This is a genomic window from Nocardiopsis sp. TRM 82005 (assembly GCF_056312425.1).
On record NZ_JBWDTQ010000006.1, the window covers coordinates 266,755 to 291,853 of the forward strand.

Annotated in this window: 17 protein-coding genes; 7 read left to right on the plus strand and 10 right to left on the minus strand. The window is 69.7% G+C overall.

Annotation, left to right across the window (positions count from 1 at the left end; genetic code table 11):
- Nucleotides 1-118 precede the first annotated feature (118 nt).
- The 3 genes from AC0T5L_RS05680 (at nt 119) to AC0T5L_RS05690 (ending at nt 4,734) form a co-directional block, all read left to right on the plus strand.
- Nucleotides 119-2,062 carry an ATP-dependent nuclease gene (locus tag AC0T5L_RS05680; RefSeq protein WP_476164338.1) on the plus strand — a complete coding sequence of 648 codons (1,944 nt, stop codon included), beginning with the start codon at nt 119-121 and terminating at the stop codon, nt 2,060-2,062.
- Entirely contained in the window at nt 2,052-3,869 is a 1,818-nt protein-coding gene (locus AC0T5L_RS05685; protein ID WP_476164299.1) for a UvrD-helicase domain-containing protein, read from the plus strand. The genes AC0T5L_RS05680 and AC0T5L_RS05685 overlap by 11 nt, the downstream gene beginning before the upstream one ends.
- 319 nt (nt 3,870-4,188) lie before the next feature.
- The gene (locus tag AC0T5L_RS05690; protein ID WP_476164300.1) at nt 4,189-4,734 is read left to right on the plus strand and encodes an NUDIX hydrolase; all 546 of its coding nucleotides are present in this window, start codon (nt 4,189-4,191) and stop codon (nt 4,732-4,734) included.
- A 117-nt stretch (nt 4,735-4,851) separates the two neighbouring features.
- Here AC0T5L_RS05690 and AC0T5L_RS05695 read toward each other — a convergent pair whose 3' ends face one another.
- From AC0T5L_RS05695 to AC0T5L_RS05705, 3 genes are all read right to left on the minus strand, one after another.
- Nucleotides 4,852-5,295: a hypothetical protein gene (locus AC0T5L_RS05695; protein ID WP_476164301.1), complete on the minus strand. Its 444-nt coding sequence runs from the start codon at nt 5,293-5,295 to the stop codon at nt 4,852-4,854.
- A gap of 173 nt (nt 5,296-5,468) precedes the next feature.
- On the minus strand, nt 5,469-8,081 hold the full coding sequence (locus AC0T5L_RS05700; RefSeq protein ID WP_476164302.1) for a TPR repeat domain-containing protein: 2,613 nt from the start codon (nt 8,079-8,081) through the stop codon (nt 5,469-5,471).
- Nucleotides 8,082-8,137: 56 nt separating this feature from the next.
- On the minus strand, nt 8,138-8,470 hold the full coding sequence (locus AC0T5L_RS05705) for a hypothetical protein (protein ID WP_476164303.1): 333 nt from the start codon (nt 8,468-8,470) through the stop codon (nt 8,138-8,140).
- 1,760 nt (nt 8,471-10,230) lie between these two features.
- On the opposite strand from AC0T5L_RS05705, the gene AC0T5L_RS05710 reads away from it, so the two are divergent.
- A complete protein-coding gene (locus AC0T5L_RS05710) occupies nt 10,231-11,127 on the plus strand; it encodes a LysR family transcriptional regulator (RefSeq protein ID WP_476164304.1) in 897 nt (298 codons plus the stop codon).
- A gap of 212 nt (nt 11,128-11,339) precedes the next feature.
- On the opposite strand, the gene AC0T5L_RS05715 is transcribed toward AC0T5L_RS05710, so the two are convergent.
- Nucleotides 11,340-12,083 (minus strand): SDR family oxidoreductase, encoded by a 744-nt coding sequence (locus tag AC0T5L_RS05715; protein ID WP_476164305.1) that lies wholly within the window; start codon nt 12,081-12,083, stop codon nt 11,340-11,342.
- A 101-nt stretch (nt 12,084-12,184) separates the two neighbouring features.
- Nucleotides 12,185-12,973, minus strand: coding sequence for an oxidoreductase (locus AC0T5L_RS05720; protein WP_476164306.1), 789 nt, complete (start codon nt 12,971-12,973; stop codon nt 12,185-12,187).
- A 509-nt stretch (nt 12,974-13,482) separates the two neighbouring features.
- Between AC0T5L_RS05720 and AC0T5L_RS05725 the strand changes: the two genes are divergently transcribed.
- Together AC0T5L_RS05725 and AC0T5L_RS05730 are read left to right on the plus strand one after the other, a co-directional pair.
- Entirely contained in the window at nt 13,483-13,644 is a 162-nt protein-coding gene (locus tag AC0T5L_RS05725) for a hypothetical protein (RefSeq protein WP_476164307.1), read from the plus strand.
- A gap of 219 nt (nt 13,645-13,863) precedes the next feature.
- Nucleotides 13,864-14,700: a peptidoglycan recognition protein family protein gene (locus tag AC0T5L_RS05730; protein WP_476164308.1), complete on the plus strand. Its 837-nt coding sequence runs from the start codon at nt 13,864-13,866 to the stop codon at nt 14,698-14,700.
- Between the two features lie 251 nt (nt 14,701-14,951).
- Here AC0T5L_RS05730 and AC0T5L_RS05735 read toward each other — a convergent pair whose 3' ends face one another.
- A complete protein-coding gene (locus AC0T5L_RS05735; protein ID WP_476164309.1) occupies nt 14,952-15,695 on the minus strand; it encodes an MBL fold metallo-hydrolase in 744 nt (247 codons plus the stop codon).
- Nucleotides 15,696-15,888: 193 nt separating this feature from the next.
- Here AC0T5L_RS05735 and AC0T5L_RS05740 point away from each other — a divergent pair, with 193 nt between their 5' ends.
- The gene (locus AC0T5L_RS05740; RefSeq protein WP_476164310.1) at nt 15,889-16,452 is read left to right on the plus strand and encodes a CG0192-related protein; all 564 of its coding nucleotides are present in this window, start codon (nt 15,889-15,891) and stop codon (nt 16,450-16,452) included.
- Between the two features lie 167 nt (nt 16,453-16,619).
- Here AC0T5L_RS05740 and AC0T5L_RS05745 read toward each other — a convergent pair whose 3' ends face one another.
- The 4 genes from AC0T5L_RS05745 to AC0T5L_RS05760 are packed head-to-tail and all read right to left on the minus strand — an operon-like array spanning nt 16,620 to nt 24,860.
- The gene (locus tag AC0T5L_RS05745) at nt 16,620-17,855 is read right to left on the minus strand and encodes a TIGR02679 family protein (protein WP_476164311.1); all 1,236 of its coding nucleotides are present in this window, start codon (nt 17,853-17,855) and stop codon (nt 16,620-16,622) included.
- Nucleotides 17,852-21,973: a TIGR02680 family protein gene (locus AC0T5L_RS05750; protein ID WP_476164312.1), complete on the minus strand. Its 4,122-nt coding sequence runs from the start codon at nt 21,971-21,973 to the stop codon at nt 17,852-17,854. Before AC0T5L_RS05750 ends, AC0T5L_RS05745 begins: the two co-directional genes overlap by 4 nt.
- Nucleotides 21,970-23,313 (minus strand): TIGR02678 family protein, encoded by a 1,344-nt coding sequence (locus AC0T5L_RS05755; protein ID WP_476164313.1) that lies wholly within the window; start codon nt 23,311-23,313, stop codon nt 21,970-21,972. Before AC0T5L_RS05755 ends, AC0T5L_RS05750 begins: the two co-directional genes overlap by 4 nt.
- The gene (locus AC0T5L_RS05760) at nt 23,310-24,860 is read right to left on the minus strand and encodes a TIGR02677 family protein (RefSeq protein WP_476164314.1); all 1,551 of its coding nucleotides are present in this window, start codon (nt 24,858-24,860) and stop codon (nt 23,310-23,312) included. The genes AC0T5L_RS05755 and AC0T5L_RS05760 overlap by 4 nt, the downstream gene beginning before the upstream one ends.
- Nucleotides 24,861-25,099: the final 239 nt, after the last annotated feature.

A 25,099-nucleotide genomic window follows, 5' to 3' on the forward strand; every position in this document is an offset into this window, starting at 1 on the left:
TGCCAGGAAACAGGCGGCGAGTCCAACAGTACGTCTCGACCGTTCCGTGTTCACGACTGTCGCAGTAATGTATGTTGACGAGGCTTTCATGGTATGTCTACTGTGAGTGTTGTCTCTGATGGCAGAGGCCTCTCCCAGTAGTCCACGGCATCGAAGGGCACCCGTGTACCTCGAAAGACTTCAACTCAAGGGCTTCCGTTCGCTCGCTGACGCGACCATCACCCTTCAACCTGGTGTGACCGTGCTGGTGGGAGAGAACAACGCGGGCAAGTCCAACGTCATGGACGCCATCCGGCACCTGACCGAGCCGTTAGACGGCAAGCGCGACCTCCACCTACAGCGCGACGACCTGTACCGCGACGGATGTCCTGAAGGAGGGCACCGGGCTGGCTGCCCGCTCAGCATCGAGTTCGTGGGCCGGTACGCCTTTCAGAAGGTCAGTGACCTCGCCCCCTACAACCAGGCGCTCAACCCGGATCGGACCTCGATCAGTTATCGGCTCACATACACACCGCCCCCGACCGGGAGCCAGCGGGGAGAGCTCTCCTGGAAGGCGGGTGAGACCGACACGGCCGACCACGACCCCGAACCCGCCGCTCGTAAGCGCATCCGCCACCTGTACCTGCCACCCCTGCGCGATGCCCGGCGCGAGCTGGCTTCCAGCGCGGGTAGCCGTGTCCAACACGTGGTGGAGCGACTGCTCAAGGATGTCGACGAGCGTCAGAGCTTCATCTCCGACGTGGAAAAGCAGTTCCAGATCATCGAGGAACTCCCGGTTCTGACCGCTGCTGCCGAGCACGTCCAGAAGGGACTGACCAGACTCACGGAGGGAGCTCACCATCAGCGAGTGGGGGTCGGCTTCGCCGAGACCTCTCTCGCGTCGGTGACCCGCGCGCTGCGCCTGCGCCTGGAACAGGTCGGGCTGGACCCACGCGACCTCGCCCAGAGCGGCCTGGGTTACGCCAACCTGCTATTCATGGCCACCGTCCTCACCCAGCTCCAGGACGCCGCCGAGGCCGACCTGACACTACTGCTGGTCGAGGAACCCGAAGCCCACCTGCACCCCCAGCTCCAGACGATCCTCATGGACTACCTCACCGAGGAGGCGGCCAGGAGCCACCAGCGCGAAGTCGTGGGCGACGCATGGCTGGGACACATCCAGGTCGTGGTCACCACACACTCACCCCACATCGCCACCGCTGTCGGTCCGGAGAACTTCGTGGTGCTTCAGCGGCACCGTCACGTGCAACCGGAAAGGGAGGAAGGCTCTGAGGAACAAGAGGAGGCCGAGCCGGAAGTCACGACGGCACGCCTTCCGGAGTACCGCTCCAAGGCAGTCGCGGTCCGCGGGCTTGAACTCACGGACGCGAGTCTGCGCAGGGTCCGCCAGTATCTCAACGCCACACGCAGCACGCTGCTCTTCGGTCCCCGTGTGCTCCTCCTGGAGGGGATCGCCGAGGCCATCCTGGCGCCGGCCTTCGCGGAACAGCTCCTCGACCGGGCCGCTCTACAGCGTTTCCGGGGAACAGCGGTGGTGCCGATCGACGGGGTGGACTTCGAGCCCTACCTCCGGGTCCTGCTGACCAAGGACCGCCAGAGCGGCCACCGCATCGCCCAGCGGATCGCGGTCATCACCGACGGGGACTTCTTCGGCCTGGATAAGAAGAGGAGGGTCGACCGCCCAGGCGATCTCCGGGACCTCTTCGCCGAGCTGGAGGCTCCGGAGGACGTCGCCCGGGTCTTCTCCAACCGGACGACGCTCGAACCCGAACTGCTGGCGGCCGACGAGCGCAACGTGCCCCTTCTCCAGGAAGCATGGAGAAATCAGCGTCCCCGAGCATGGGCGGGTGACTGGGATGCCTTGCCCACCGGACCGGAGGAGGCACGGGCCAGAACGTTCGCCGATCTGTTCGGCAAGCACAACGTCCGCAAGGGCGACTTCGCCCAGGACCTCCTGGAGGTCGCGGCGGAGCTCGGGCCGGACGGACACCTGATCCCTCCCGCGTACTTCCGTAACGCTCTCTCGTGGATTACTCAGGGGGAGTCCGCCGATGCGTACTGACCTCCAGCTCCCGGACGAGGGGAGCGAACTGCGAGAGCAGGCTCGGATCACCCAGCGCGCGGTCGTCAAGGCTGAGACGCTGCCGGGGCGACCAGTGGGCGTTCTGGCGTGTCCCGGAGCCGGTAAGACCCGCGTCATCGTGGACCGACACCTTGAGCGTGCCCTGCCCGCACGTAAGGGACGGGCGATCGCGTCGTTCACCAAGGTGGCGGGGCGTGAGCTGCGTAGACGCTGCCGTGAGGCGGGAAAGCCCGAGCTGGCCTCCTTCCCGCACTTCATCGGTACGATCGACACCTTCATCTGGCTCCACCTGGTCCGTCCCTACCTGTCCACCCCCGCGCAGGGCGGACGGTCCTGGCACCGGTTGGAGTCGTGGAGGGATCATCCCGGGGCCAGCGACGGCGAGCTGAACCTGGAGGACTTCACCTTCGCCGCGATCAACGGTATGCGGGTGGGAGCGGCCACTCTGAGGGGGTCGTCCCGCCACAAACTGCGGGGGCGTAGCCCTTATGGCCCCCAGCGTTGGGCTGCCCAGAAGATCGACGAGCTGTTCGGAAAGGGATACGTCACGGGAGATCTGGTTCGGGACCTCGCGCTACGGTTGCTCGCTGATCCGGACCTGTCCGGGGCGATGATGTCAGTACTCACCGCCAGATTCAGCGAACTCGTCGTCGACGAGGCCCAGGACTGCTCGGCCGAGGACCGCAGGATCCTCCAGGAGCTGGCTGCCCGAGGTCTTCCGCTGATGCTTGTCGGAGATCCCGACCAGGCCATCTACGGGTTCCGGGACACGGTGTCCGCGATCGACGCCCCTGTTCCCCTCGCCGTGACGCGGTCATTGCGACTGCGGCACAACTGGCGCTCCAGCCAGACCATCTGCGACCTCGCCGCGACCCTGCGCACTAGTGAACGGCAAGCTGATATAGCCGCCGGTTCGCACCGGGACGAGCGGGTTCCGATTCTCCTCACCGCCTTGCCAAGTCGCGGGACCGGCCACGTCCGGGCCTTCTGTGAGGAGGCCGACCGAATCGGGATCCCGCAGGAGAAGCGCCTCGTCATCGCTCACCGCAGATCCTCCCTGCCGAAGGATCTCACCGGAGCGACCATGCAGCCCACGTCGCACATCGGCAGGCTGGCCTGGGCGGTCGGGGTCCTGAACGCCGGGGCCCCTCCGACCAAGCAGCGAGAGGAGGCCGGAGCGGTCATCCGGGCGAGCATCCTGGACGTGTGGTGCGGGAAGGACGACCTTCCAGAGGCGGCCCGACTGGAGAGGCACAAGGTCACAGCCCAGGGCTTGGCCCGGAGCCAGGCCCTGGTGCTACGCGACCTTCCGGCCCTGGACCAGGTGATGGGGGAGTGGAGGGAGCAGGCCAGGGAGGTGTTCAGGCGACACAGTCCCAGCCAGGACCTCGTCGTCCCTGAGAACAACCCCCGATGGGCGCGCAGGCAGGCGAGCACGGACGACAAGCCCGCCTACCGGGTGGGCGGACACAGTCGACCTCAGGCCGACGCGTCGGTGGAGGTGGGCTGGGCCACCAGCATCCACCAGGTCAAGGGTGAGGAGGCCGACGCCGTCCTGGTCATCGTTCCAAAGCCGACCGAGAAGAACCGCTGTGAGGAACTGCTCTCCTCCTGGCTGAACCAGGAGTGCCCTGCCACCTCGGAACTCGCCGAGGACCGCAACGTCCTCTACGTCGCGGCCACCCGCGCTTGTCGCCTACTGGCTTTCGCGCTCTGCGCGGACCATCTTCCCCGAGTCGAGGCTTTCCTTGCGCAGCGCGGTGTTCCGTTCCGAGTAGCCGACTGAGGCCTTCCCGCGCGTGTTCCGTGAGTATGGCGCGGTGAGGTGTCGGCCGCTGCGCATGGACTTGCTGAGATCCCAGGATCCGGGTCCTCGAAGGGCGGAACTCTCCTTTCAGCGGCTCGAACCTGGCATCACACCGGCTGGCACCTGACCGGTTGCACTCTCGCCGCCTCGGCGAGCGCGTTCGCCCACCACCTCATCGCGGACCTGTTGTGGTGATCCACATGCACACCCACCACCAGGCCGCGCCGACCCCTTCGGGCCCGGCGCGGCCGTCAGGGCACCAGCACCTGTTTTCCAAGGTCGCGATAACGTCACTCCCATGGACGCGACGGATGGCTACCAGGGCCGCTGGGTGGTGCACGGTGAGCGCACCCTGTACGACAACCCGTGGGTGAGGCTGGGCAAGGCCGACATCACCACACCCTCGGGCAACAGGTTCGAGCACCACACCGTGACCCTGCCCTCGGCCGCGGTGATCGCGATCCTGGACCGGGCCGAAAAGCACGTCCTGATGAGTTACCGGCACCGCTTCGTGCCCGACGTCTGGGGCTGGGAACTGTCCGGAGGACTTCTGGACCCTGAGGAGACACCGGAGCGGACCGCTGTCCGAGAGGCGCTGGAGGAGACCGGCCACCGGGTCGGTTCAGTGGAGCACGTGGCCACCTTCGAGCCGATGATCGGCACGGTCCGCAGTCCCCACCACGTCTTCGTCGGACGTGACGCCGAGCTGGTCGCGGACCCGACCGAGTTCGACGAGGGCGTCTACGAGTGGGTGCCCCTGGCCAAGGTTCGCGACCTGGTCACTGGCGGTCGGGTGCAGAGTTCGGGCACCCTCGTTGCCCTACTCCACGTGCTCGCCTCCTGATCCGCCCCGAAGCTCCAGGAGACAGCCAGGCGGGCGTGCTGGCGGACCGAACCGGGACGCTCGGAAGATCCGGCGGCGCGTTGCGCCTGCCGTGCGCCGGGGCGCTGGTCCTGGGGTTCATTCCCCCGAGCCGCAGGAAACGTATCCCTCGATGCTCGCAGCATACTCCTCCTTGGTGCCGAAAGCCCCCCAGTAGGAGTCAACGTAGAGATCCGAGAACTCGTATCCCTTCATTTCACCGCACCAATCCACCGTGTTCACTTCAAGGACATGCCTCATCGCTTGGAGGACCTCAGTTTCCCCTGGTTTGGAAACGCCTCTGGTGTCCCACTCATCCCAGTCGGTCACCACACGATAGCCCTCCTTGGTTTCCACGAGGACACCGGAGTCCAGGAGCACCGTCACGCCATCGAACGGTTCGAGGCCTTCGGCTTCCTCGACCTCCCGGCGCTCCTCGTAGTAATCCTCGATGTTTTCCATGACGGATCCATCGGTATCCCTGGCGAACATCTCCTGGATGACATGGGCGTCCACGGTTCCTGACACCCAGAGTTCTGTCACTCGCCCATTCGGCGCCTCGGAGGCAGGGGAGACGCCTCCGCCCGACGAACCCTCGGGAGAAGTGCATGCGCAGGCAAGTGCAACAACAGAAGCGGAGACGGCGACCAGTGCCAGCGGAGCCTTCTTCACGGACGATCAACCATCCTTTCGGGATCAGAGTCAGGAAACGCCTGTTATGAGCTGGGCGCGTCCGCTGGGACTCCTTCGTAGAGGCCTTCGATGTTGTCCTTGCTGTAGCGCATCTGATCCTGGATGGGATCGTAGAAACGCCCGAAGTAAGTGGTGAAGTTCGACGAGAAATCGGTCCCGGAGTAGGTCGCCCCCCGAGCCCAGTCCACCTCGCTGGACTCCAGGAAGCTGTTCAGCGCCTCCTGGACCTCGGATGAGCTTGGGGCGTCCTCTCCCGGCTCACTTTCGAAGTCGATGTAGTACTCCCCACCGCGCTCGTCGAGCAGCCCCGCGCGCTCCAGAACCTCCTGCGGGGTGACACCACCCGCGCCCCCGATTCTGATGTCCCCGTCGATGACGGGGAGTTCGCCGCCGTCGCGTTCGATGACCTCGGAGAGGACCTTCACGCTCGTGTAATAGTCGACGTCGATCGCCGTGGTCCTGCTGTCCTCGTGGGACATGACGCTCACGTAGTCGTTGAATGCCTCGTTGATCAGCTCGGGAGCGATGAACTGACCCCCGCTCTGAAGGACCACACCGACCCCGGGGACCAGGCTCAAGGCGTTGTTGCCAGAGTTCGCCACACCCTCGACGAGCTTCTTCCGCATCGCCTCCTCCTGTTCGAGGTCGAGGTTGCGGTTCACCGCTTCGTTGTGCAGGGCCGCGTCCACGAGGGACTGGAGGACGCCGGCGTTGGCTCCCGTCTCCACATTGTTGCCGTTCTCCAGGTAGAGCTCGGTCTGGGCGGTTGAGTAGACCGCTGCCGCGGTATGGGCTCGAACGGCCGAGTCCTCGTTGCCCATGACGTACTCGAGGAAGATCAGGCGTTCGGAGGGCGACATCGCGAGTGTCCTGGCATCGTCGTCCCAGAGATCCTCCTCCCCCCTCTCCCACCCGAAGTCCACATGACCACCGTCGAGGCCCTCCTCGTCGGCGAAGCTCTCGATGTACAGCTCGAAGAGGTGGGCGAAGCCGTCGGCGACCTCTCCGTTGACCGCGGTGAAGGGCGCGTTGGGAACCTCCGTCCCGTCGGATAGCTCCACCTCGATGCCCGTGTCGGAGAGGGTGTCGTGCATGTCCTTGGAGGTGATCGTCTCCATGAGGCCGTCCATCGCCTCGGCAGCCATGCGGCGCTCGTCCCCGTCATCGCTCCACGACATGTCCTCGATCCACTTGGTGAGACCGCGTGCCGCCTCCCCGTCGTCATCCCATTCGTGGGTGTAGAGCTGACCGATGATGCGGTCCGTGACATTGTCCGCGGTGTCCTCGGTCCAGGGAAGGTCTCCCTCGACCCCTTCCGGGTACTCCCCGGTGAGAACCGCGTAGTTGGCGTCCTCGTTGCGCGTGGCCACGTCGAGGAGGCCGGACATGGAGCTGTCGTCGCTACCCAGGGCGTCGATCCGCGCAAGCGACGCCGAGACGGTGTCCATCATGCGTGTGGAGAACTCGGCGCCACCCTCCATGTCCTCGTGGGAGTTCGTGAGGAGGTCGTCGAGGTAGCCCGCTTTCTCCATCCAGTCCGTATGGGTCTGGGAGTAGCCGCCACCGCTCCTGACACCGCTGAAGTCCGGCCCGTCGACAACGGACCTGACGGATGCGGGCAGGTCACCGTACCCACCACCGACCCTCTCATCGGACAGGGTGAGCAGACCGTCCCCGAGGACACCGAGTGCGTGTTCGCGCTCCTCGTCGGTGAGGTGGTCGCCCTCCATCTCGGCGGGGATACCGATCACACCCCTGTGCTCGGGGTTCGGGTCCTCCTCCAGCTCGTCGTAGAACGCCCGGAGGAAGTCCAGCTCATCGCTGCGGTAACCCGTGCCTCCCTGCTGGGCCTGCATCGCGTTGGTGGTGATCATGCTCATCATGAGCATGAGTTCGTGGTACCGCTCGTCCAGGGGCTTGTCGCCGGACCAGTAGGAGGAGAGCTCCTCGGCCCATTCCTCGGCGTTCTCCTCGGTCAGCTCCCGGTTGTCGACCAGCATCGTGTAGTGGTTGGGGTCGAGATTGTAGAAGGCCCAGGAGTTGATCCCGGCGTCGATGAGCGCTTGGACGTTTTCCTTCGTAGGACCCTGTCGCAGCTTGTCGCCGACGTCCTCGGCATTGTTCTCGAACGCCTGGTAGTTGGTGCGTTCGCGCTCCTTGAGGTCCTCCGCCTTCGCCGCGACCTCGTCGTAGACGGAACGGCACTTGTTCTCGTCACCGAGCCAGCCGAACCCCTCCCGCTCCGGATAGGTCGCGGTGATGGTCTGGCCCTGGTACTTGTCCGGGATCTCGGCCCGCTTCGTCCTCAGGAACTCCCACCACTCGGACATCTGTGCCGAGCGCTCCTCCTCGAACTTCTCCACGCACTGCGCCCACATCTCGACCATGGAGGAGGCATAGGCGATCGCCGTTCCGGCGTCCCGCCACAGCTGGAGCTCCTCGGCGGACAGGTCCCGGATGTTCCAGGCCATGAGGTCGGTGAACTGGGTGGCCGTGTGGTTGAAGTCGGCGTCGAGGTCGTCCGCCCTACCCAGGAGCCGGGACTGGAGGGTGTCCAGCTCCTCGGTCCGGGTTCTGATCGCCTCGGGGTTAGCGGACGTGGAACGGGCCAGGAAGGAGATGTCGAAGTATGTCATCGGGTCCCTGCTGCCAGGAGAATGGTCGGGGGAGGGAAGGGATGGGAACTGGAGGGTCAGAAGTTGACCTGTAGGTCCGTGCCGAGGTCCCAAGGGGTCTCGTAGTGCTCAGCGGCCTCCTGGTCGTTCCGGGCGATCTCGGAGGCGCCCGCCTGGATGTTCTCGGCGAGCTGGAGACCGTGCTCCTGTATCTCGACAATGGCCGGACCGTGCTCCTCCTTGTACGTTCGTAGAGCCGACGAGACCTCGTCCCTGTGGGCGACGGTTTCGGCGTCCTCCATGATCAGGTCGAACATGTCGGCCAGCCCCGCCATGGACTCGGCCAGCGCCGCGGCCAGCTCGGCGCCCTCATAGCCCTCGATCGGGTTTCCGCCGGACTCACCTGACATACCACAATCCTTTCACCAGGAAGAGACAGTCCTCAGAGGGCTTTGCGTGGAGTGCATCAGCGATGCGGATATTACGTGAAGTAAGCGTTACTATAGCCATCCGTGCTTCTGTGCCAAGCTCAGCCGAAGGCCGGGAATTCGTGCCGACAGGTGTGCTCACCTCGCGCAGTGCCCCCGACATTTCCGGTTGCGCGGCCGGGCCCGTGGAAGAGAATCGACGACTTCGCAGTTCGGACCCGAAGACGAGTCCGTGTGCGTTTGGGAGTTCGGTCCTCGTCCTTGATGCCGGGTAGAGGGCACCGACCCACGTGAAGGGCCCGTCGCCCGTGTCGCACACGGACTGGCGCCGCGGTGTGGCGCGAGGGTCATGCCACACCGACGTCTTCCGAGTGCTGGGGCCGCGGACTGTCAGGCCGACCGCTGGGTCGGAGGAGACCGGTTGCCCTGGTTCCTGATGGCGTGACCGGAGGCGATATGTCGTTTCCGAAGTCCCTGATGAGTGTGGCCATGGTGTCAGCCAGATCCGCTGTCGTGCCGGCGAAGTTCACGGCCTCGCACGGGTTCACTCCCGCATCGGGCATGGGTTTCTCCGGATGGTCGTGGGTGGATACGCACCGATGCTAGCTGCGGGAACGATTTCGTGGGTAACCACGGTTCCGGTTCTGCGAATCCTGTCGGACGGTAAGCATTTCGAGTGTCGTTTTGCGAGGTCAAGGCAGCTTCAGGGTGTTCTGGAGGAATGCGGGTCCAAAACCCGGGATTCTTATGTTCTTGAGGGGAGAGTGCTTTGACCTGTGAGTTCTGGGCATGGGGTAGAAGAATGGCGGCGTCCGTGGTGCGGTGGCCACATTCGGCCACGGGAGAGCGTCGATGATCCTCGTAGGGCCTTTGGCCGCGGCGGTGGTGCAGGCCATCACGACTGCATCTGACGGCAACTCCCCGCGTCACCCGCCCCAGCATCCGCACAGCCCCGCTGCTTCGCTCGTGCCACCTGGCACTGCGTCGGACACACCCTGGTGTCCTGACGGGCGCAATCTCACGCAAGGGCGTTGGCCATGACCGGAGGCCCGGCTTCATGGAAAGCGGGGGCCGTCGCACATCTGGGGACGCGCACGGTCCCGAGCCCCCGGACCCCCATGTGCTGAGGAGGAGGCCTTGATGAACGACGACGGGGACAACTGAAGCCAGCGGTATGGCGACGGCGGGGCGGCTCCCCTGGAGCCGCCCCGCCCCCACGTATACGGCCCGTGCCCACTGGGGTCAGGGAGCGGTCCGCCTGATGCGTTGGGCCGCGTCCGCGAGCCAGCCACCGCAGAACCCGCCGCCGACCCGCCTGCTGGTTCACGGCAGGCGGGGCAGAACGTCGGTGACCCCGGTACCCAGAGCCGTTGTCGGCGCCATGGACGGCTCTGGGCATGGGGCGCACGACAAGCCGGGCAGGGCCGACTCGTGCTGGGGCCGAGGCGCCGACTCGAGGGATCCGGCGCGGCCGTCACCCTGTCGGCTGAGATGCCCTGGAACAGTGCCCGCCACGGCTCCGGTTCCTGAATCCCCCTGACCTTCGGAGCGGATCAGGGTATGCCCGCGAACTCGGTCAGGAGCGTGTCAGCGGTCACGGCCATGACTCCGCACAGTGTTGGGCCCCTCGTGTTCGGTGACGGCATGGAGTAAAGGCACCGCCTCCCGTGTTGTGACACCCGCCGTCGCGACGATGAGAACGAGGTGGACCGCGGTCCACCGCAGGGGGGAAACGGGAGCCGATGAGCCTTCGCCAGTACGAGTACGCCCTGGCCGTTGCCGAGGAGGGGTCGGTGACGGCGGCGTCGGAGCGGTTGCACGTCGCCCAACCCTCGATGTCCCAGCAGATCCGCGCCCTGGAACGGGAACTCGACGTGAAGCTGTTCGCTCGTACGCCGACCGGACTGGTGCCCACCGTGGTCGGCCGCGCGTTCCTGCGGGAGGCGGAGATCGCGGTGAGCGCGGCGCGGAGGGCGAGGGCGACGGCGCGGGCCGGTGCCGATGAGCTGGTGGGTGAACTGGTGGTCGTGGCGCAGATGGGCTTTGGCACTCGGCAACTGCCGGGTGCGCTGGAGGCGCTGCGCCGCCGCTTCCCGCGTCTGGAGGTCACCGTCTTCGAGGAGCCGAGCTCCGCCGAGCTGGATCGGCTGTGCCGCCGGGGCGTGCTGGACCTCGCCCTGATGGCGGCGTGCGAGCAGAGCCCCGCCGACGCCCACCGCCTCGGCGACGAGGAGTTCGTCGTGGTGCTGGGCGCCGGGCACAGGCTGCTCTCCGCGGACCGGGTCGAGCTGCGCGCACTGGAGGGAGAGCCGTGGGTGAGGTTCGACCGCGACAGCGCGCTCGACGGCGTGCTGCTGAGCGTGCTGAGGGACAACGATGTGACCCCGGCCACGGTCGCCCGCGTGTCCCAGACGGCGACGGCCGTGCGCTGGGCCGCCCACGGGCTGGGGGCGACGCTCGTCCCGGCCTCCGCGGTGCCCCACGGCTACGAGCACCTCGTGCGCCCGGTGTCCCCGGCCGTGTCCCAGCCCGTCATCGCCGTGGTCCGGCACGGCGCGGGCCCGGGGGAGACGGCCCTGCTCGAACTCCTGCGTCAGGAGACCTGGCAGGACACCGCCTCCTTCTCACCGGTCTCCTGAGGGCCGAGAGGAGCGGTGGCCGGGGACCGGCGGGCACTACGACGGGAGAGGACCGCCGCGCCGACCCCGCGGACCACCTGATCACCCCCTTCGGCCGGACCGACGTCACCGTCCGCGACGGCGCTGCCGCGGTGCACACCTGCGGAGAGCCCGTCCTGGGGCGTGACGGCACGCTGGGGGGATGCCTTGGAGGAGCGTGCGCGCGGACCCCTTCAGAGCTGGGTGACGCCACCGTCCACGGCGAGCTCGGTGCCGGTGGTGTAGGTGGCGTCGAAGGCGAGGAAGGCGGCCGCCACGGCGATCTCCTCGGTGGTGCCGAAACGCCGCATGGGATTGTCCGCGACCCGCTCCTCCTTGAACCGCTCGGCGGCCTCCGCCGTCATCGTGTTCTCCAGGGCTCCCGTGTCGATGGGGCCGGGGCTGATCGCGTTGACACGGATGTCGCGCGGAAGCAGCTCGCGGGAGAGGCTGCGGGCCATCGAGCGCAGCGCCGCCTTGCCGGCCGCGTAGACGTTGGTATCCAACATGCCGATGACGTTCGCGACCGAGGTGGTGAGGACGACGCCGGCGCCCGTGCTCAGCAGCGGGGCGAGCTTCTGCACAGTGAAGTAGGCGCCCTTGACGTTGATCGCGAACAGCTCGTCGTACATCTCCTCGGTCGTCGATCCGAAGGGTGTGGGGGACGCGATGCCGGCGTTGACGAACAGGGCGTCGAGCGTGCCGAGGTCGTCCTTCACACGGTCGGCCAGAGCATCGAGGTCGGACAGTGAGGACACGTCGCCCCGGACCGTCACCGCGTTCTCGCCGAGCCGCTCCCGTGCGGCGTCGAGCGTGTCCTGGGAACGACCGGTGATCACCACGCGGGCTCCGCCGTCCGTCAGCAGCTTCGCCATCGCGAACCCCATGCCGCTGCCGCCACCCGTGACCACCGCGTTCTTGCCGCTGTACTCGCTCATGCCAGGATTCCTTCGTTCTTTCTCTCGAAATTCAGTGATGTGCCCAGGCACAAGTCAATGAATGCATTTGCTGAAATCGGCGTTCCGGAAATCCGCGGGCGTCAGCCCATGGGGAATTCGCCGCCGTCCACGGTGAGTCTCCTCCCGGTCAGCCAGCTCGCCCGGTCGGACGCGAAGAACAGCACCGCGTGGGCGATGTCGTCGGGCCGGCCGTCGCGACCCAGCGGCGGGGTGTCGTCGGCGCTGTTCTCCGCCGGCGCCATGCCCATGCGCGCGGACACCTCCGCCCACTGCTCCCGCGTCGCCTCGCCTCCGGGGGTGGCGACTCTGCCGGGAGCCACGGTGTTGACCCGGATTCCGAACGGGGCCAGCTCCAGGGCCAGTCCCCGGCTGTAGTTCTCCAGCGCCGCCTTCGCCGTGGTGTAGTGCAGGAACGGTCCCGCCGGGGTGAGGACCGCGGTCGAGGAGATGTGCACGACGGCCCCCGAACGCCGTTCCCGCATCCCCGGTACCAGCAGCGAGTCCAGCCGCACCGACGCCAGGTAGTTCAGGTCCAGCGAGTCCTGCCACTCCTCGTCGGGGATGGCCGAGGTGCCTGCGTACGGTCGCGCCCCGCCCGCGTTGTGGACCAGGATGTCCACCCCGCCGAGCGCCTCCTGTGCGGCCGCGGCGAGCGCCTCCGCTCCAGCCTGTGTCCGCACGTCGGCCTGCACGAAGGCGGCCCCTTCCGGCACCGTGCCCGCCGCCGACCTGGCGGTCGTGAGCACCTCGGCGCCCGCGTCCAGGAGACGGCGCACGATGGCCGCTCCGATTCCGCGTGAACCACCTGTGACCAGGGCCCGCTTCCCCGCGAATTCCCGCGTTCCCGGTCCGCTCTCGGTCGCGGTCATACCATCGGTCCTCTCGGTTGCGTACTCATCCGCTCGGCGGAATGAGGATCGACGTGCGCGGAGCGCGAATCCTCGGAGAATCGCGGTGAGCACCTCGTCGACATTCTTTACGGTACGCCCGGAAAAGAGCGAAAGACAAAGACGGAATGTGAGTAGGGGGCATAGATGATTTCTATGGCCCCTGGCCCGCTCCACCTGTGGCCGGCGCGGGAAACTGATCGAGGCGACTCCGTCCCGCCGGGCCGTCCCGGTCGCGTGGGACATCGGGTGGCGAGCAACCGGTCGGGGTCGGTCCAGGCGAACAGGCGCACGAGGTCTGTGGCCTGGTCGGTGTCCGTGGTGCAGCGGCGGTGGGTGCGGCCGGACATCCGCACCGGACCGTCGAAGGCGGTGGAGTGTCCTGGCGGACCACCACCTGTCGTGGAGCGCTGGCACCAGAGCGCCGTGTGCCACCGGGTGACGTGCACACGGCGCGAGTCATTGGCGAGGACGGCAATCGGGAAAGTCTGATGTCTGCGACCCGTACCGAGTACTACGACGGTCCGGACGCTCCCGTGCCCGACGGCCTGGTGGCCGCGGACGGGGCCACGATCCTTCCTGCGGCCCCGGAGAAGGGTGCGGTGCTGTTCACGTATCACGAATCGGGAGGATTCGAAAGAACGGTTCCGTAGATCATCGGCACACCAGGTAGGACGGCGCGAAGCAGGGTTTCCCCTTCCGCTTCCCCCGCCGCCCTTACAGCACCAAACGACACTTGGCTATCAGGGTTGTGCGTTGATTTTCTGACCGGAATTGGCCACAGAAATACATGATGTGACCCTTTGTGCTCCGTGGGGTCCGTGTTTTTTCATGAACTGGCAAGTAACCCTGCGAGCTACAAAAGGACTCCCATGACCAACACCCATCGGTCAGGTCCGGACAGGCGCAGTATCCTGCGCGGAGCCGTCGTCGCCTCAGGTGCCGCCGCCCTCGGCGGAGCCCTCAGCGCGGTCGGCGCCACGAGCGCCTCCGCCCAGGCCGCCAGCACGGGCGCCTCCGCCCAGGCGGCCCAGCCGTACCTGTACTGGCGGGGCGCCTGGGGCGCCCGCCCGCCGAGCAGCCCCATCCAGGTCCTGGCCACCCCGCCGCGCTACATCGTGGTCCACCACACCGCGACGGCCAACAGCACCGACTACTCGCTCGACCACGCCCTGCGCCTGTCCAAGTCGATCCAGAACTTCCACATGGACAGCAACGGTTGGGCCGACACCGGACAGCAGCTGACCATCAGCCGCGGCGGCCACGTCATGGAGGGCCGCGACCGCACCCCGGAATCCATCGCGGCGGGTCACCATGTGGTGGGCGCCCACGTGGCCAACAACAACAGCACCTGTATCGGTATCGAGAACGAGGGCCTGTACACGAGCGTGGGCCCGACCGGGGCCCTGACCGACTCGCTGGTGGAGACCCTGGCGTGGCTGTGCGCTGCCTACGGGCTCAACCCGTACGGAGCGGTCCTGGGCCACCGGGACTTCAACGCCACCGCCTGCCCCGGCAACGTGCTGTACTCGATGCTCCCCGAGCTGCGCGACAGGGTCGCCGGAACGATGCGGGCCCAGGGCTTCGCCCTCGCCGCCCGCCAGGAGCCGGGCGAGGACGGCCCCACCTACCCGCCCGTGCCCGAGGACGAGCCGGACCGCGAGTTCTACCACGGTCCCGCCAGGGGACCGGACGACTTCACCCGCTAAGAAGTCGCGCGGGCAGGCGTCGGCAGCGTCCCTGGAACGGCGATGCGGGCGCGGGCCCCGGCGATCGCGGAGCCACGACGCTTCGTGACCGCCGAGGGGGCCTGTGCCCGTACTCCCGTCGTGGCGCGGGACCGTACGCGACCGCTCCGCAACACCCGGTCCGGTCACGGCGACGGCGGAGCCGTGGTTCGTGAGGCGTATCCGGTGCCTTGGAGGGTGGACGACGGCGGACCGAGCTGGAGAACCGCCTCTCAGTGCTCTCCGACGTCGAGTGCGCGGCGCACCGCGGCCTCCGCGCCTCCGGTCCACGGTTCCCCGTGGCCGGGGAGCACCGTGGTGGCGCCCGTGCCGGCGACCGCGTCCAGGGAGGTCAGGGCCTGGTGGGTGTCCTTGGTGGCCGCGGAGGCCACGATCTGCGGTTCCGCCCGGCCGGTGTAGGGGTCGAGGGTGACCAGGGCGTCACCGCTGATGACGGTGTCGCGGTCGGGCAGGTGGAGGATGCAGTGCCCGTCGGTGTGCCCGGGGGTGTGTACGGCGACGGGGCGGCCGGGCACTGGTAGGGCGGTCCTGGTCGTCAGCGGCTCGACGTCGCCCACCCCCTTGACGTTCAGGGCTCCGGCCGCGGCCATCCGGCCCAGCAGCGGTAGGGACCGGGGATGGGTGAACGGATAGAGGAGGCGGTTGCGCTGGGGCGTGTACCGGTAGGGGTGGGCCGCCAGGTAGGCGTCCTGCGGGTGAACCAGCACGGGCACGTTCCATTCCCGGTGCGCGCGCACGGCGAAACCCACGTGGTCGAAGTGGCCGTGGGTCAGTACCAGCGCCCTGACCTCGTCCGGGCGCCGCCCCCGCGTCTCCAGGGCCCGCAGGACCATGGACCACATGCTCGGCAGGCCCGCGTCCACGAGGGTCACGCCGTCCTCGTCCTCGATGAGGTAGCAGTTGACGTGGGCGTGGGAGACGAGGTGGACGCCGTCGGCGACTTCCGGAGTGATCAAGAGATCCTCTCGAACCGTTGTGGAAACGACGGACGCCGTCCATCGTGGAGAATCCGCGGAGGCCGGTCAAGCATGACGGGCCCGCCACGCCGGGTCTATGGGCGAACGTGAGCCGACCGCGCCCCGAACGGCCTCGCCCCGCGACCGCGACGCCCTCCCCTCGCTCCGCCCGCGGTGCCGGATACTGGTGCCCATGGCGATCATTTACAGGGCTACCCTCACACCGAGCAAACCCGAGCTGATCAGCGCCTGGCTGGACGGTCAGCCGTGGGCGGGTCAGGGGCCCGACGAGGTGCTCGGCACGTACAGGTTCGACGACCCGGCGGGAGAGGTCGGGGTGGAGGTGTTCCTGCTCCGGCGCGGGGACCGCCTGCTCCACGTGCCGCTGGCCTACCGGGCCGCGCCCCTTCCCGGTTACGAGGACCACCTCGTCGGAACCCTGGAGCACTCCGTCCTGGGAACGCGCTGGGTCTACGACGGAACCGAGGACGAGGTGTCGGTCGCGTGCTTCCGGCGGGCCCTGACCGGTGAGCAGGAGCAGGCGGAGCTGGAGATCTGGGAGGAGGGCCGCCTCCTGGAGCGGAAGCCGCAGCAGGTCCTGCTCACCAGGGAGTCCGGCTCCGGTGGTGAGGGCGCCGAATCGGCTCAGGACGGGCAGGTGCTGCTTCCGCACGTCCTGGACGGTGAGCCGGGGGGAAGGTCACGGCTCCGCGCCCGGTGGGGCGACGAACAGGCGGTGGTCGCGGCGCTGAGCTGAGGCCGACCGCCACCCGCGTACCCCACCTGTCAGGTCAGGGGAACCAGGCCAACGGCAAGCTCCCCCTGCCCGCCGCCGTGGGGCGCTTACGGACACCGCCGGGCACGGGAGGGCACCGGCCCGGGTGAGGTCCTCCGCCGTCTGACTGGAGGAGGGCGCCGGTTTCGTCAGCGGGCGGCCGAGCCCCGCAGGTCGGCGAGGAGTACCTCCGCGACGCGCTCCTCGGGGACCGCCGCACCGTGCTCGGCGATCGCCGGGGCCAGACCCGAGTCCCACGGCACGGGCGTCACCCGTCCGGGCGGTGGCGTTCCGGTCCTCCGGTCGGGCATCCCGGCCAGGCCGGACCGGTAGTCCTCGGTGCCCATCCGCCACGGGTGGGCACCGGTGCGGGCTATCACGTGGGCGGCGATGCGCAGCCCCTCCCCGTCGAAGTCGCCGTGGTAGCGCAGCTCGGCGCCGCCCTCGGCGAGCCGCCGCAGCAGGGTGACGGCCGCGCTGCCCGGCCACCCCGACGCGCACACCAGCGGCGGGCAGTCCGGTCCCAGGCGTCCCTGGGCCAGGGCCAGCACCGACGGGTTCTCCACCACGTGCACCACGGGACCGCACACGAGAGGACCGGGGCAGTGCGACAGCTGGTCCAGAGTGACCACGGCCGCCCGCCCGGCCTGCGACCACGTCCTCAACGTGGTCGCCAGCGCTCCATCGCCCCCGGGCCGCAGCCCCAGGGCGAGCACCGACGTGGAGTGGGCGTCGCAGTCCACCCCGAACGCCGCCCACAGGGCCCGCCGCTCCTCGGCTCCCGCCGGAGCGGGCTCGTCGCGCAGCACGGCCAGCGCCCGCAGGACCAGCCCGGGCAGCCCGGTGCCACCGTCCAGGGCGTGCGGGTCGCCGGTGCGCTCGGCCGCGAACGCCGGAAGGGGGCGCCCGTCCGCCAGGGGCAGCGCCGCCACGATCTCCAGCACGGCCGCCAGACGGGCGCGCAGGGCGTCGGGCCCCTCCCGTGGGATCCCGTCCGCGCGTACCTGGGCGGCCCAGGCCAACAGGGCGGGCTCGGCCACCACCGTCGGGTGGTCGGACAACCACGCCCACAGGCGCTCGCGTTCGCGCGTGACCAGGGCCCGGTCGGCCGCGCGGTTCCCGACGGGGCCGACGAGAGCGGTGACCACGGCTCGGGCGTCCACCCCGAACGGGGCCAGCACCTCGTCTAACCGGTCCAGACGCACGCCCGCCCGGGAGCCGGGGTAGGACGGCAGGCCGAGCAGGTCGGCCAGCGCCTCCTGTTCGGCCTCGTCCAAGCCGTGCAGGGTCACCGAGCGGACCGTCCTACCGGAGGAGAGCCGGTCGTGCACCGCTCGCCACAGGGAACCCAGGGCGGCCTCCCGCAGGTGCTCGGGGACACTCATCCGACCGCCATCCCATCGGATTCGACCGTGCTTTCCCCTTCCCCCGCTGTCCCGTCGTCCTCCTCCAGGGCCGACCCCGTCCACACCCAGCGCGCGGTGGTCACCGCGTCGTCGTCATCGTCGGCCCCGGCAGGGATGAGCTGGTGGACGGCGATGCCGTCGAGCTCGGCGTAGGTGCACCACTCGTGGTCGCTGGTCAGCACCAGGTCCAGGCCCAGATCCACCAGCAGCGCGAAGATCTGGCCCCGGTTGGCCGCGTCCACGCCGACGAACACCTCGTCCAGCAGGATGAACCGTGGCGCGCCGGGGTCGGTGGCGTAGTGGGCGGCCACCGCGGCGAAGAGCGGCAGGTGCAGCGCGATCGCCTTCTCGCCGCCGGAGAGCTGGCCGTGGGCGCGCCTGGTCAGCGGCTTCCAGTCCGCGCCGTCGCCCTTGTCCAGCTCCACGGTGAACCGGTGCCAGGAGGTGTAGTCCAGCACCTGGGCCAGGTGCTCCTCCCAACTGGCCGCGGAGTCCTCGTCACGGGCGTCGTCCACGCGTTCGCGGAAGAAGGCGTGCAGGGTCTCGCGCTGGGCGTCGCTGAGTCGACGCGGGTCCCGCACGAGCAGCTCGCGGGCGCGCTCGGTCCCGGACGGGGCGTCGGGGGCCACCTCCCAGCGCAGACGCACCGCGATCCGCGAAGCCGTGCGGACCCGGGCCAGCCGTTCGTTCATCCCCTCCACCAGCGCCGTGGCGCGGCGCAGCCGGTCGGCCAGATGGCGGCGGGTGTCCCCGGTCAGGACCCGGTCGAACAGTGACCGCTCCTCGGCGGTCAGGTCCGTGGCTCGCGCCTGCTCCTCCTCCGCCAGAGCCGTGTACAGTCCCCGCGCGCCCACCCGGACCCCGTCCAGGAGGGCCGAGACGAGCTGCACGTCCCCGTCGGGAACCAGCTCCAGGTAGGTGCGCCTGGCCAGGACGTCCCGGGAGGCGTGCACGGCGCCGGCGACCTTGGCGCGCGCCCCGCTGATCCGCTCGGGGGAGTGGTCGGCCCGGTCGGCGGTGGCGGCCACGGCGCGTGCGGCCTCCAGTGTGCCGCGGAGGGTGTCGTCGAGAGCGGGAGCGGGGGTGACGGCCAGACCCGAGTCCTCCCACAGGGGCGTGGCCGCCAGGGACCGGAATCGGGCGGCGGCCCCGTCACGGGCCTGGACGGCGGCCGACCGCAGCTCACCGAGCGATCGCACGTGGCCGAGCAGTTCACCGTGTTCGCCACTCAGTTCGAGGCGCTGCGACCGCACCGCGGCCAGTTCCCTGCCGATCTGCGACAACCGGGTCTGCGCGGCCGAGACCTGTTCCAGCACGTGGCGGTGCTCCACCCCCACGGTGTCCTCCACCGCGGCCAGCCTGTCCCTCAGGTCCTGGGCGCTCATCTGCGACTCCGAGGCCGCCCCGGCGGCCTCCGACGCCACGTCCAGGGCCTCCCGCGCCAGCTCCTGGACCTGTTCGGCCCGCCCGGCCAGTCCGTGCAGGTCCACCTGTGCGTCCAGCCACGAGTCCACGGCCCTGCTCAGCGCTTCCAGGGCCGTGCCCGTGCGCTCCAGGGGTTCGCGGCCCACGGGCAGCCGGTGGCGTGCGGCCAGGGTGTGCAGCCCCTGCTCCGCGGCGGTCAGGTGCGGGAGCTGTTCGGTCAGGCGCAGCTGGTGGCGGTGGACGCCGTCGGCGCGTTCGGCGGTCCGGTTCTGTGCCAGGCGCGAGGCTTCGGCCGCGGTGCGCGAGGCCAGGTCCGAGGGCAGGGCGGCGACCTCGGCGTCCAACCGCAGGCGTCGCTCGGCCAGCCGGTCCTGTTCGGCCTGAGTCGCCGACAGTTCCTCGTCCAGACCGGTCAGCTGGGCCCGCAGCTCGGCCAGGGCCCGTGCCCGGGCCCGTTCCCGGGCACTCGCGCCGATGTGGGCGGGCTGGTCCTTGGCCCACTGTCCCCGTAGTGGGCCCAGCCCCCAGCTTCCGTCGGAACAGATCCACGGCTCCCGACACGGCTCCTGCTGCGGCGCCGACGCGGGACCGTCGGCGTAGGCGATGCCCGCCAACAGGGCGCGGACCCGCTCGGCCGTCACCGCGGTGCCCGGCTCCGGCTCCAGCACCTCCAACAGGCTGGGCCCCGGTACGGGCTGCGTGGCGGCGGCGGTGATGTCGCCGAGCACGCCCTCAGCGGGTACCGACCCGTCGGGGAAGACCCACGCGTCCAGGAGTCCGGAGGCCTCCAGAGCCGCCTCCGCCCCGGCCCGCACGGGTTCCGGGGTGTGCTCGGTGAAGGCCACCAGCCGCCACAGGGGAGCACCCGGGCGGTCGGCCCGGTCGGCGGTCCGGGTCCGGGGAGGGACCGGGGGGACCTCGGTGGCCGACTCCAGTTCCGCGATCCGCGCCGACACCTGTTCACGGGTCCGTATGACCTGTTCGGCGCGCCCGCGCGCGTCTTGTGCCAGCGCGGCCAGGGCCTCGCCCGCGTCCTGGCGGGCGGAGGCCACCAACCGGTGCGGCCCGGTTCCGGTGTCGGCGTCGACCGCCTCGACGAGCGCGTCCGGATCCTCCCAGGACAGTTCGCGGCACTCGCCCGCCCAGGCGGTGAGGTCCTCGGCGAGCACCTCCACGGCCGCGTCCCGCTCCCGCAGGGCCAGGGCGGCCTGGTGCTCGGCCTCCGTCAGCTGTTCGCTCAGGTCCGCCAGGTCGGCCTCCAGCTCCTCGCGGCGGCGGAGCCGGCCCTCGTATTCGGCCAGCGCGGACAGGACCTCGGTGATCTGGGACCGGCGGCTGTCCACGGCGGCGCGCAGCAGCCGTCGGACCTCACCGACCTCGGCGGTGCTCCCGGTCCCGAGTGTGCCCTCCGCCTCCCGGAACAGTCCCGCCAGGTCCGCGCGTTCGGCTGTGCGCTCGGCGGCGGAGCGGGCCACGGACACCGCCTGCTCGATTCGTTCGGTCTCCGCGGCGAGGGAGGCGGCCTCCGATCCCAGGCGCGCGGCCTCGCCCTGGCGGCGCTGGGACTCCTCCTCGCGCGCGCGTGCCTCGGTTCCCGCCTGCTCGGTGCGCTCGCGCAGGTGTTCGATCCCTGCGCCGGCACGGTAGGCCTCGCTGTCCCTGAGCCCCTGCGCATGAGCCGAGACGCCGCGCTCCAGTGCCTCCAGTTCGGCGGAACGATCGGCCAGCCGCTGGATCCGCTCCCGGGCGTCCTCGGCCCGGCGCTCGGCCTCCCCCAGTTCCCGGGCGCGACCGTCCATCTCGGTCGTCGCGGAGACCAGCCGGGCTGCGGCCCCCCGCAGCACCCGGGCGGCGTAGACGCGCTGGCGGTCGGCCAGTCTGCGGGCCTCCCTGACCTCGTCCGCCAGGGCGCGCAGTTCGTCGCGGTGACGGTCCAGACGCTCGAAGCCGTCGGCGATGTCGGCGAGTTCGCCGCGCCCCAGCGGGGGGAGGGCGCTGGACAGCAGTGACGACAACAGCCCCGGGTCCAGCCGTTCGGAGAGCTTGGGCGTGCGCAGCTGCAGCAGTGCCGTGATCAGCGCGTCGTAGCGGCCCTGGTCCAACCCCGGGTACAGCAGTGCGCGGATCGCGGACCGGTACTCCTCCGGGCCCGCGTGGACCACCCCCGCCGAGACGCCCTCGTCCGGTTGCAGTACCTGCCGGAGCTGCTTGGCGGTGAGCGGCTGCTGCTCCGGGGTGAGCAGGTCCAGGCCCTCACCGACGCGTGCGTTCGCGGTGAAGTAGGTGGCCCTGACCGAGGAGGTGTCACGTGTGGCCTGCAGGCGCGCGCCCAGGGTCAGGTACTCGGTGCCCGACGTTCCGGGACGGGCGAACTCCAGCCACACGTAGCCCACCCGGGTGGCACCCGGGTAGCCGTGGCCGATCATGTTCCAGTGCATGACCCGTTCGTTGCCGCCGAAGGTCGACAACCGGTTCGGGCGCAGGCTCGCGTCCAACAGGAACGGAAGGAGCAGCTCCAGCGCCTTGGACTTGCCGGTGCCGTTGCGGCCGCGCAGCAGCAGCCGTCCGTGGTGGAAGGTGAACACCTCGTCGTAGTAGCGCCAGACGTTGAGGATGCCCGCCCGGGTGGGACGCCAGCGGTCGGCCCGGTTCTGGGCTGGCGGGTGGGTCACTCGGTCCCTCCGAAGTCGTCGCGGTCGACGGCGTAGCGGTACGCGGCGGGCAGTGCCGTGTAGGCGACGGTGTCCTTCGGCGCGCTCATGAGGGTGGTGGAGGGCGACGGGCGGGCGAGCCCGTGTCCGACCAGGGTGTCCAGAGCGGACGAGGCCAGGCGGGCCGCGCCGCCCTCCGAGCGGAAGCTCTTGGCCCAGGAGGGTCTGCGTTCCAGGAGCTCTTCCACCTCGCCTGTCAGGGTCGCCGGGGCCACCGGCCCCGGATGGGCCAACAGCACGTCGAGCAGCAGCAGCGCGGTCTGCTTGACGTGGCCCTCACCCGGAAACCTGTCGTCGGTGGCCGTCCCCTCCGGGTCCACCAGCAGGTAGCCTTCGGCGCGCTCCTCCAAGGTGAACCCGGCCTCGGATGCCGCCCGGCGAAGCATCCTCCGCCCCGTGGGAGTCGCCGCGTAGTCGGCCTCGGCCGGGCTCAGGTCGCACAGATAGACCACCGGGTCGTCCAGGAGCCTGCGCATCAGGGAGTGCCGGGCCCACAGCAGCCGCTGGTTGTGCGTGGGACCGGTCTCCACGCCACCCTCCACACCGGTCTCGGTGAGGCCCTGCCCGGCGGCGCCGCGGTGTTCAGGTCCGGCCTCTTCGTGGATGCCGACCGGCTCGGGCGGACCGTAGCGCTCCTCGTACAGCAGCGCGTGAAGGTCCGGGTGCCGTCCTTCCAGGCGAGAGGGCGGGACCGGCACGCTGAGGAGGCGGGCCAGCCGTGCGGTGTCGGACCGGTAGAGGACCAGGGCGTCGGCCCCGGCCAGGTAGGACTCCGTCGTACCGTCCACCGCGGTGATCGCCCCGAAGCGTTCCAACAACAGGAGCGCGTCCACCAGGGCGGCCCGCTCGGCCCGGTTCGCCGAGTCGAAGTCGGCGATGCCCTCCTCAGCGGCGCACGTGTACGCCACCCGTTGGGCCAGCAGTCCGATGGTGGTGCGGCTCAGCACCGTCAGCTCCGCCGCAGCCAGACAGAACAGGACGTAGCGCCGCCTGTCGAAGGGGCCGTTCGATCCGCGTGTGCGCAGTGCCGGACGCGGCACCGCCAGGTGGGATCCGGCCGCACGGACCTTGGCCAGCCGGGCGTACCCCTGCCGGGGCTCGACCGTCAGCGTCCACCCGCAGAAGTAGTCGAACCAGGCGGTGAGCTCGGCACGTTTGCGGCGCACGGTGGTGAACGCCGCCTCGTCCATCTCCCGGGTCAGCAAAGGATGGGCGAGCATCACCCGGATCCCGTCGGCCATCTCGTCGCGGGTCTGGGTCACCCTCCGGTTGGCCGGACGGCTCGAACGAACACCCGTCACGAGCTCTCCCCAGGGACGGCGCGGGCACCGGCCGTGCCCGGGGCACCGATCGACACGACGTGGTCGGGGCCGGTGAACTCCCCCAACGGGGTGCGCAGGACGGCCGTCGCTTCGTCCGGAGCCGGTGACAGGACGATCTCCGTGCGCCCGTCGAAGGTCATCGCCCTACGGCACCCCCGGGTGTCCGCCGGTTCGGACAGGGCCTGTCCGAACAGGGCGAGCAGGTGCGTGAACAGGTCGTGGTCCAACCGGCCGAACGACGACAGGCGCACCGGTCCGTCCGTGGCCAGCAGGCGCCGGGCGTGCTCGGCCTCCGCGCGCTGGGCCACGGCCCTGTCGCGTCGGCGCGCGCGCACCTTCGCCACGTCGCGCACCCGGGCCGTGCGCGCGACGCGGCCCGACCGGCCCGAGGAGCGCAGATTGGCGGAGACCGGTACGGGATCGGCCTCCTTCCACGGGGCGCCCGGAGCGATCAGCTCCGCGTCGTCGTGGCCGAGCACCGCGTGCCGTGCGGGGGAGAGACCGGTCAGGGCCGCCCACAGACGGTGCTGCTCCGGCTCGTCGCCGGCGGCGGCGAACCAGCGGGCCGCCGTGCGCAGGTCCTCGGCGGTGCTGGAGGCACGTCGCCGGGATTCGGTGATCCGGTCCAAGGCCTCCAGCAGGGCGACGATCGCACGGCGCGCCACCCGGTGCAGCCGCTCCACCCCGGCTTGGCCCTCCTCGGTACGGGCGAACCACAGGCGCAGTCCCGTCCACTTGACGCGCCGCCCCTCCACCCAGTCCCGGCGCATCTGGTCGGCGGCGCCCGGGGGCAGGTTCGCCCCGGCGAGGGCACGGTCGAACAGCCTCCCCGATCCGTGCCCCTCGACCCGCTCCAGCGCGTCGGCGATGGCGCGTGCGCGCTCCTCCAGGCCGTCCACGAACTCGTCGAGATAGCCGACGGTGGACTTCTTGACCTCGTGGAAGGTGGCCAGGTCCGACTCCTCGGCGCGCAGCAGGCGCTGGAGCTCGTTGTTGAACCTCTTGGTGTTGTCGCGCAGGGAGTCCAGGTGCCCCTCCAGCTCCAGGAGGGTGGTGAACACTCGGGCGTCATCGCCTGGGGCGTCGCCGCCCATCAGCGCGTGCAGGGCGTCGAGGCGGTCGGCGATCGCGTCCAGGACCGCGGTCTGCAGCGCGCCGCTCTCCCGCAGCCGGGACAGGGCCGCGCGGACCCCGGCGAACTCGGCCTCGCCGCGCACGGTCAGCGTGTACTGGACGTTCTTGCGCTCGAACTCGGCAGCCGTGGCGTAGGCGGCCGTGTAGCTCTGAGAGGCCTCCAGCAGCTCCAGCGCGGCCAGGTGGCGCAGTGCCGACTCCACCTCCGGCTCCTCCACGGGTTCGTTGAACCCGGTCCCGGCCAGGCGGGCGTGTACCTCCTCCACCAACAGCGCGGTCTCCAGCCGCTCGTTGGCGTCGTTGAACACGTGCAGGATCGCGAAGTAGAGGTCACGGCGGCTCCCCGTGGTGAAGTCGAAGAGACGCGCGGGCAGCCGTTCGAAACCGTGCATACCTGAGGGGGTCTTCCCTTTCGCTCACCGGGTGTGTCTGGGAACAAGGTACCCATCCGCGCGCCGGGGCGCGCACGGAGTTTCTCGGCGCGCGCCAGGGTCGGTCGGAGAGCCCGGTACCGGTGGTGCCGACCGAGGGTGGGCCGCGGGTGCCGAAGACGGGTCCTTCGTCCTGGGCCCGTCCTCTCGCCGGGGGAGGGATCCTCGCCCCCGACGCTCCTGAAGTTCCTGGTAGGAGT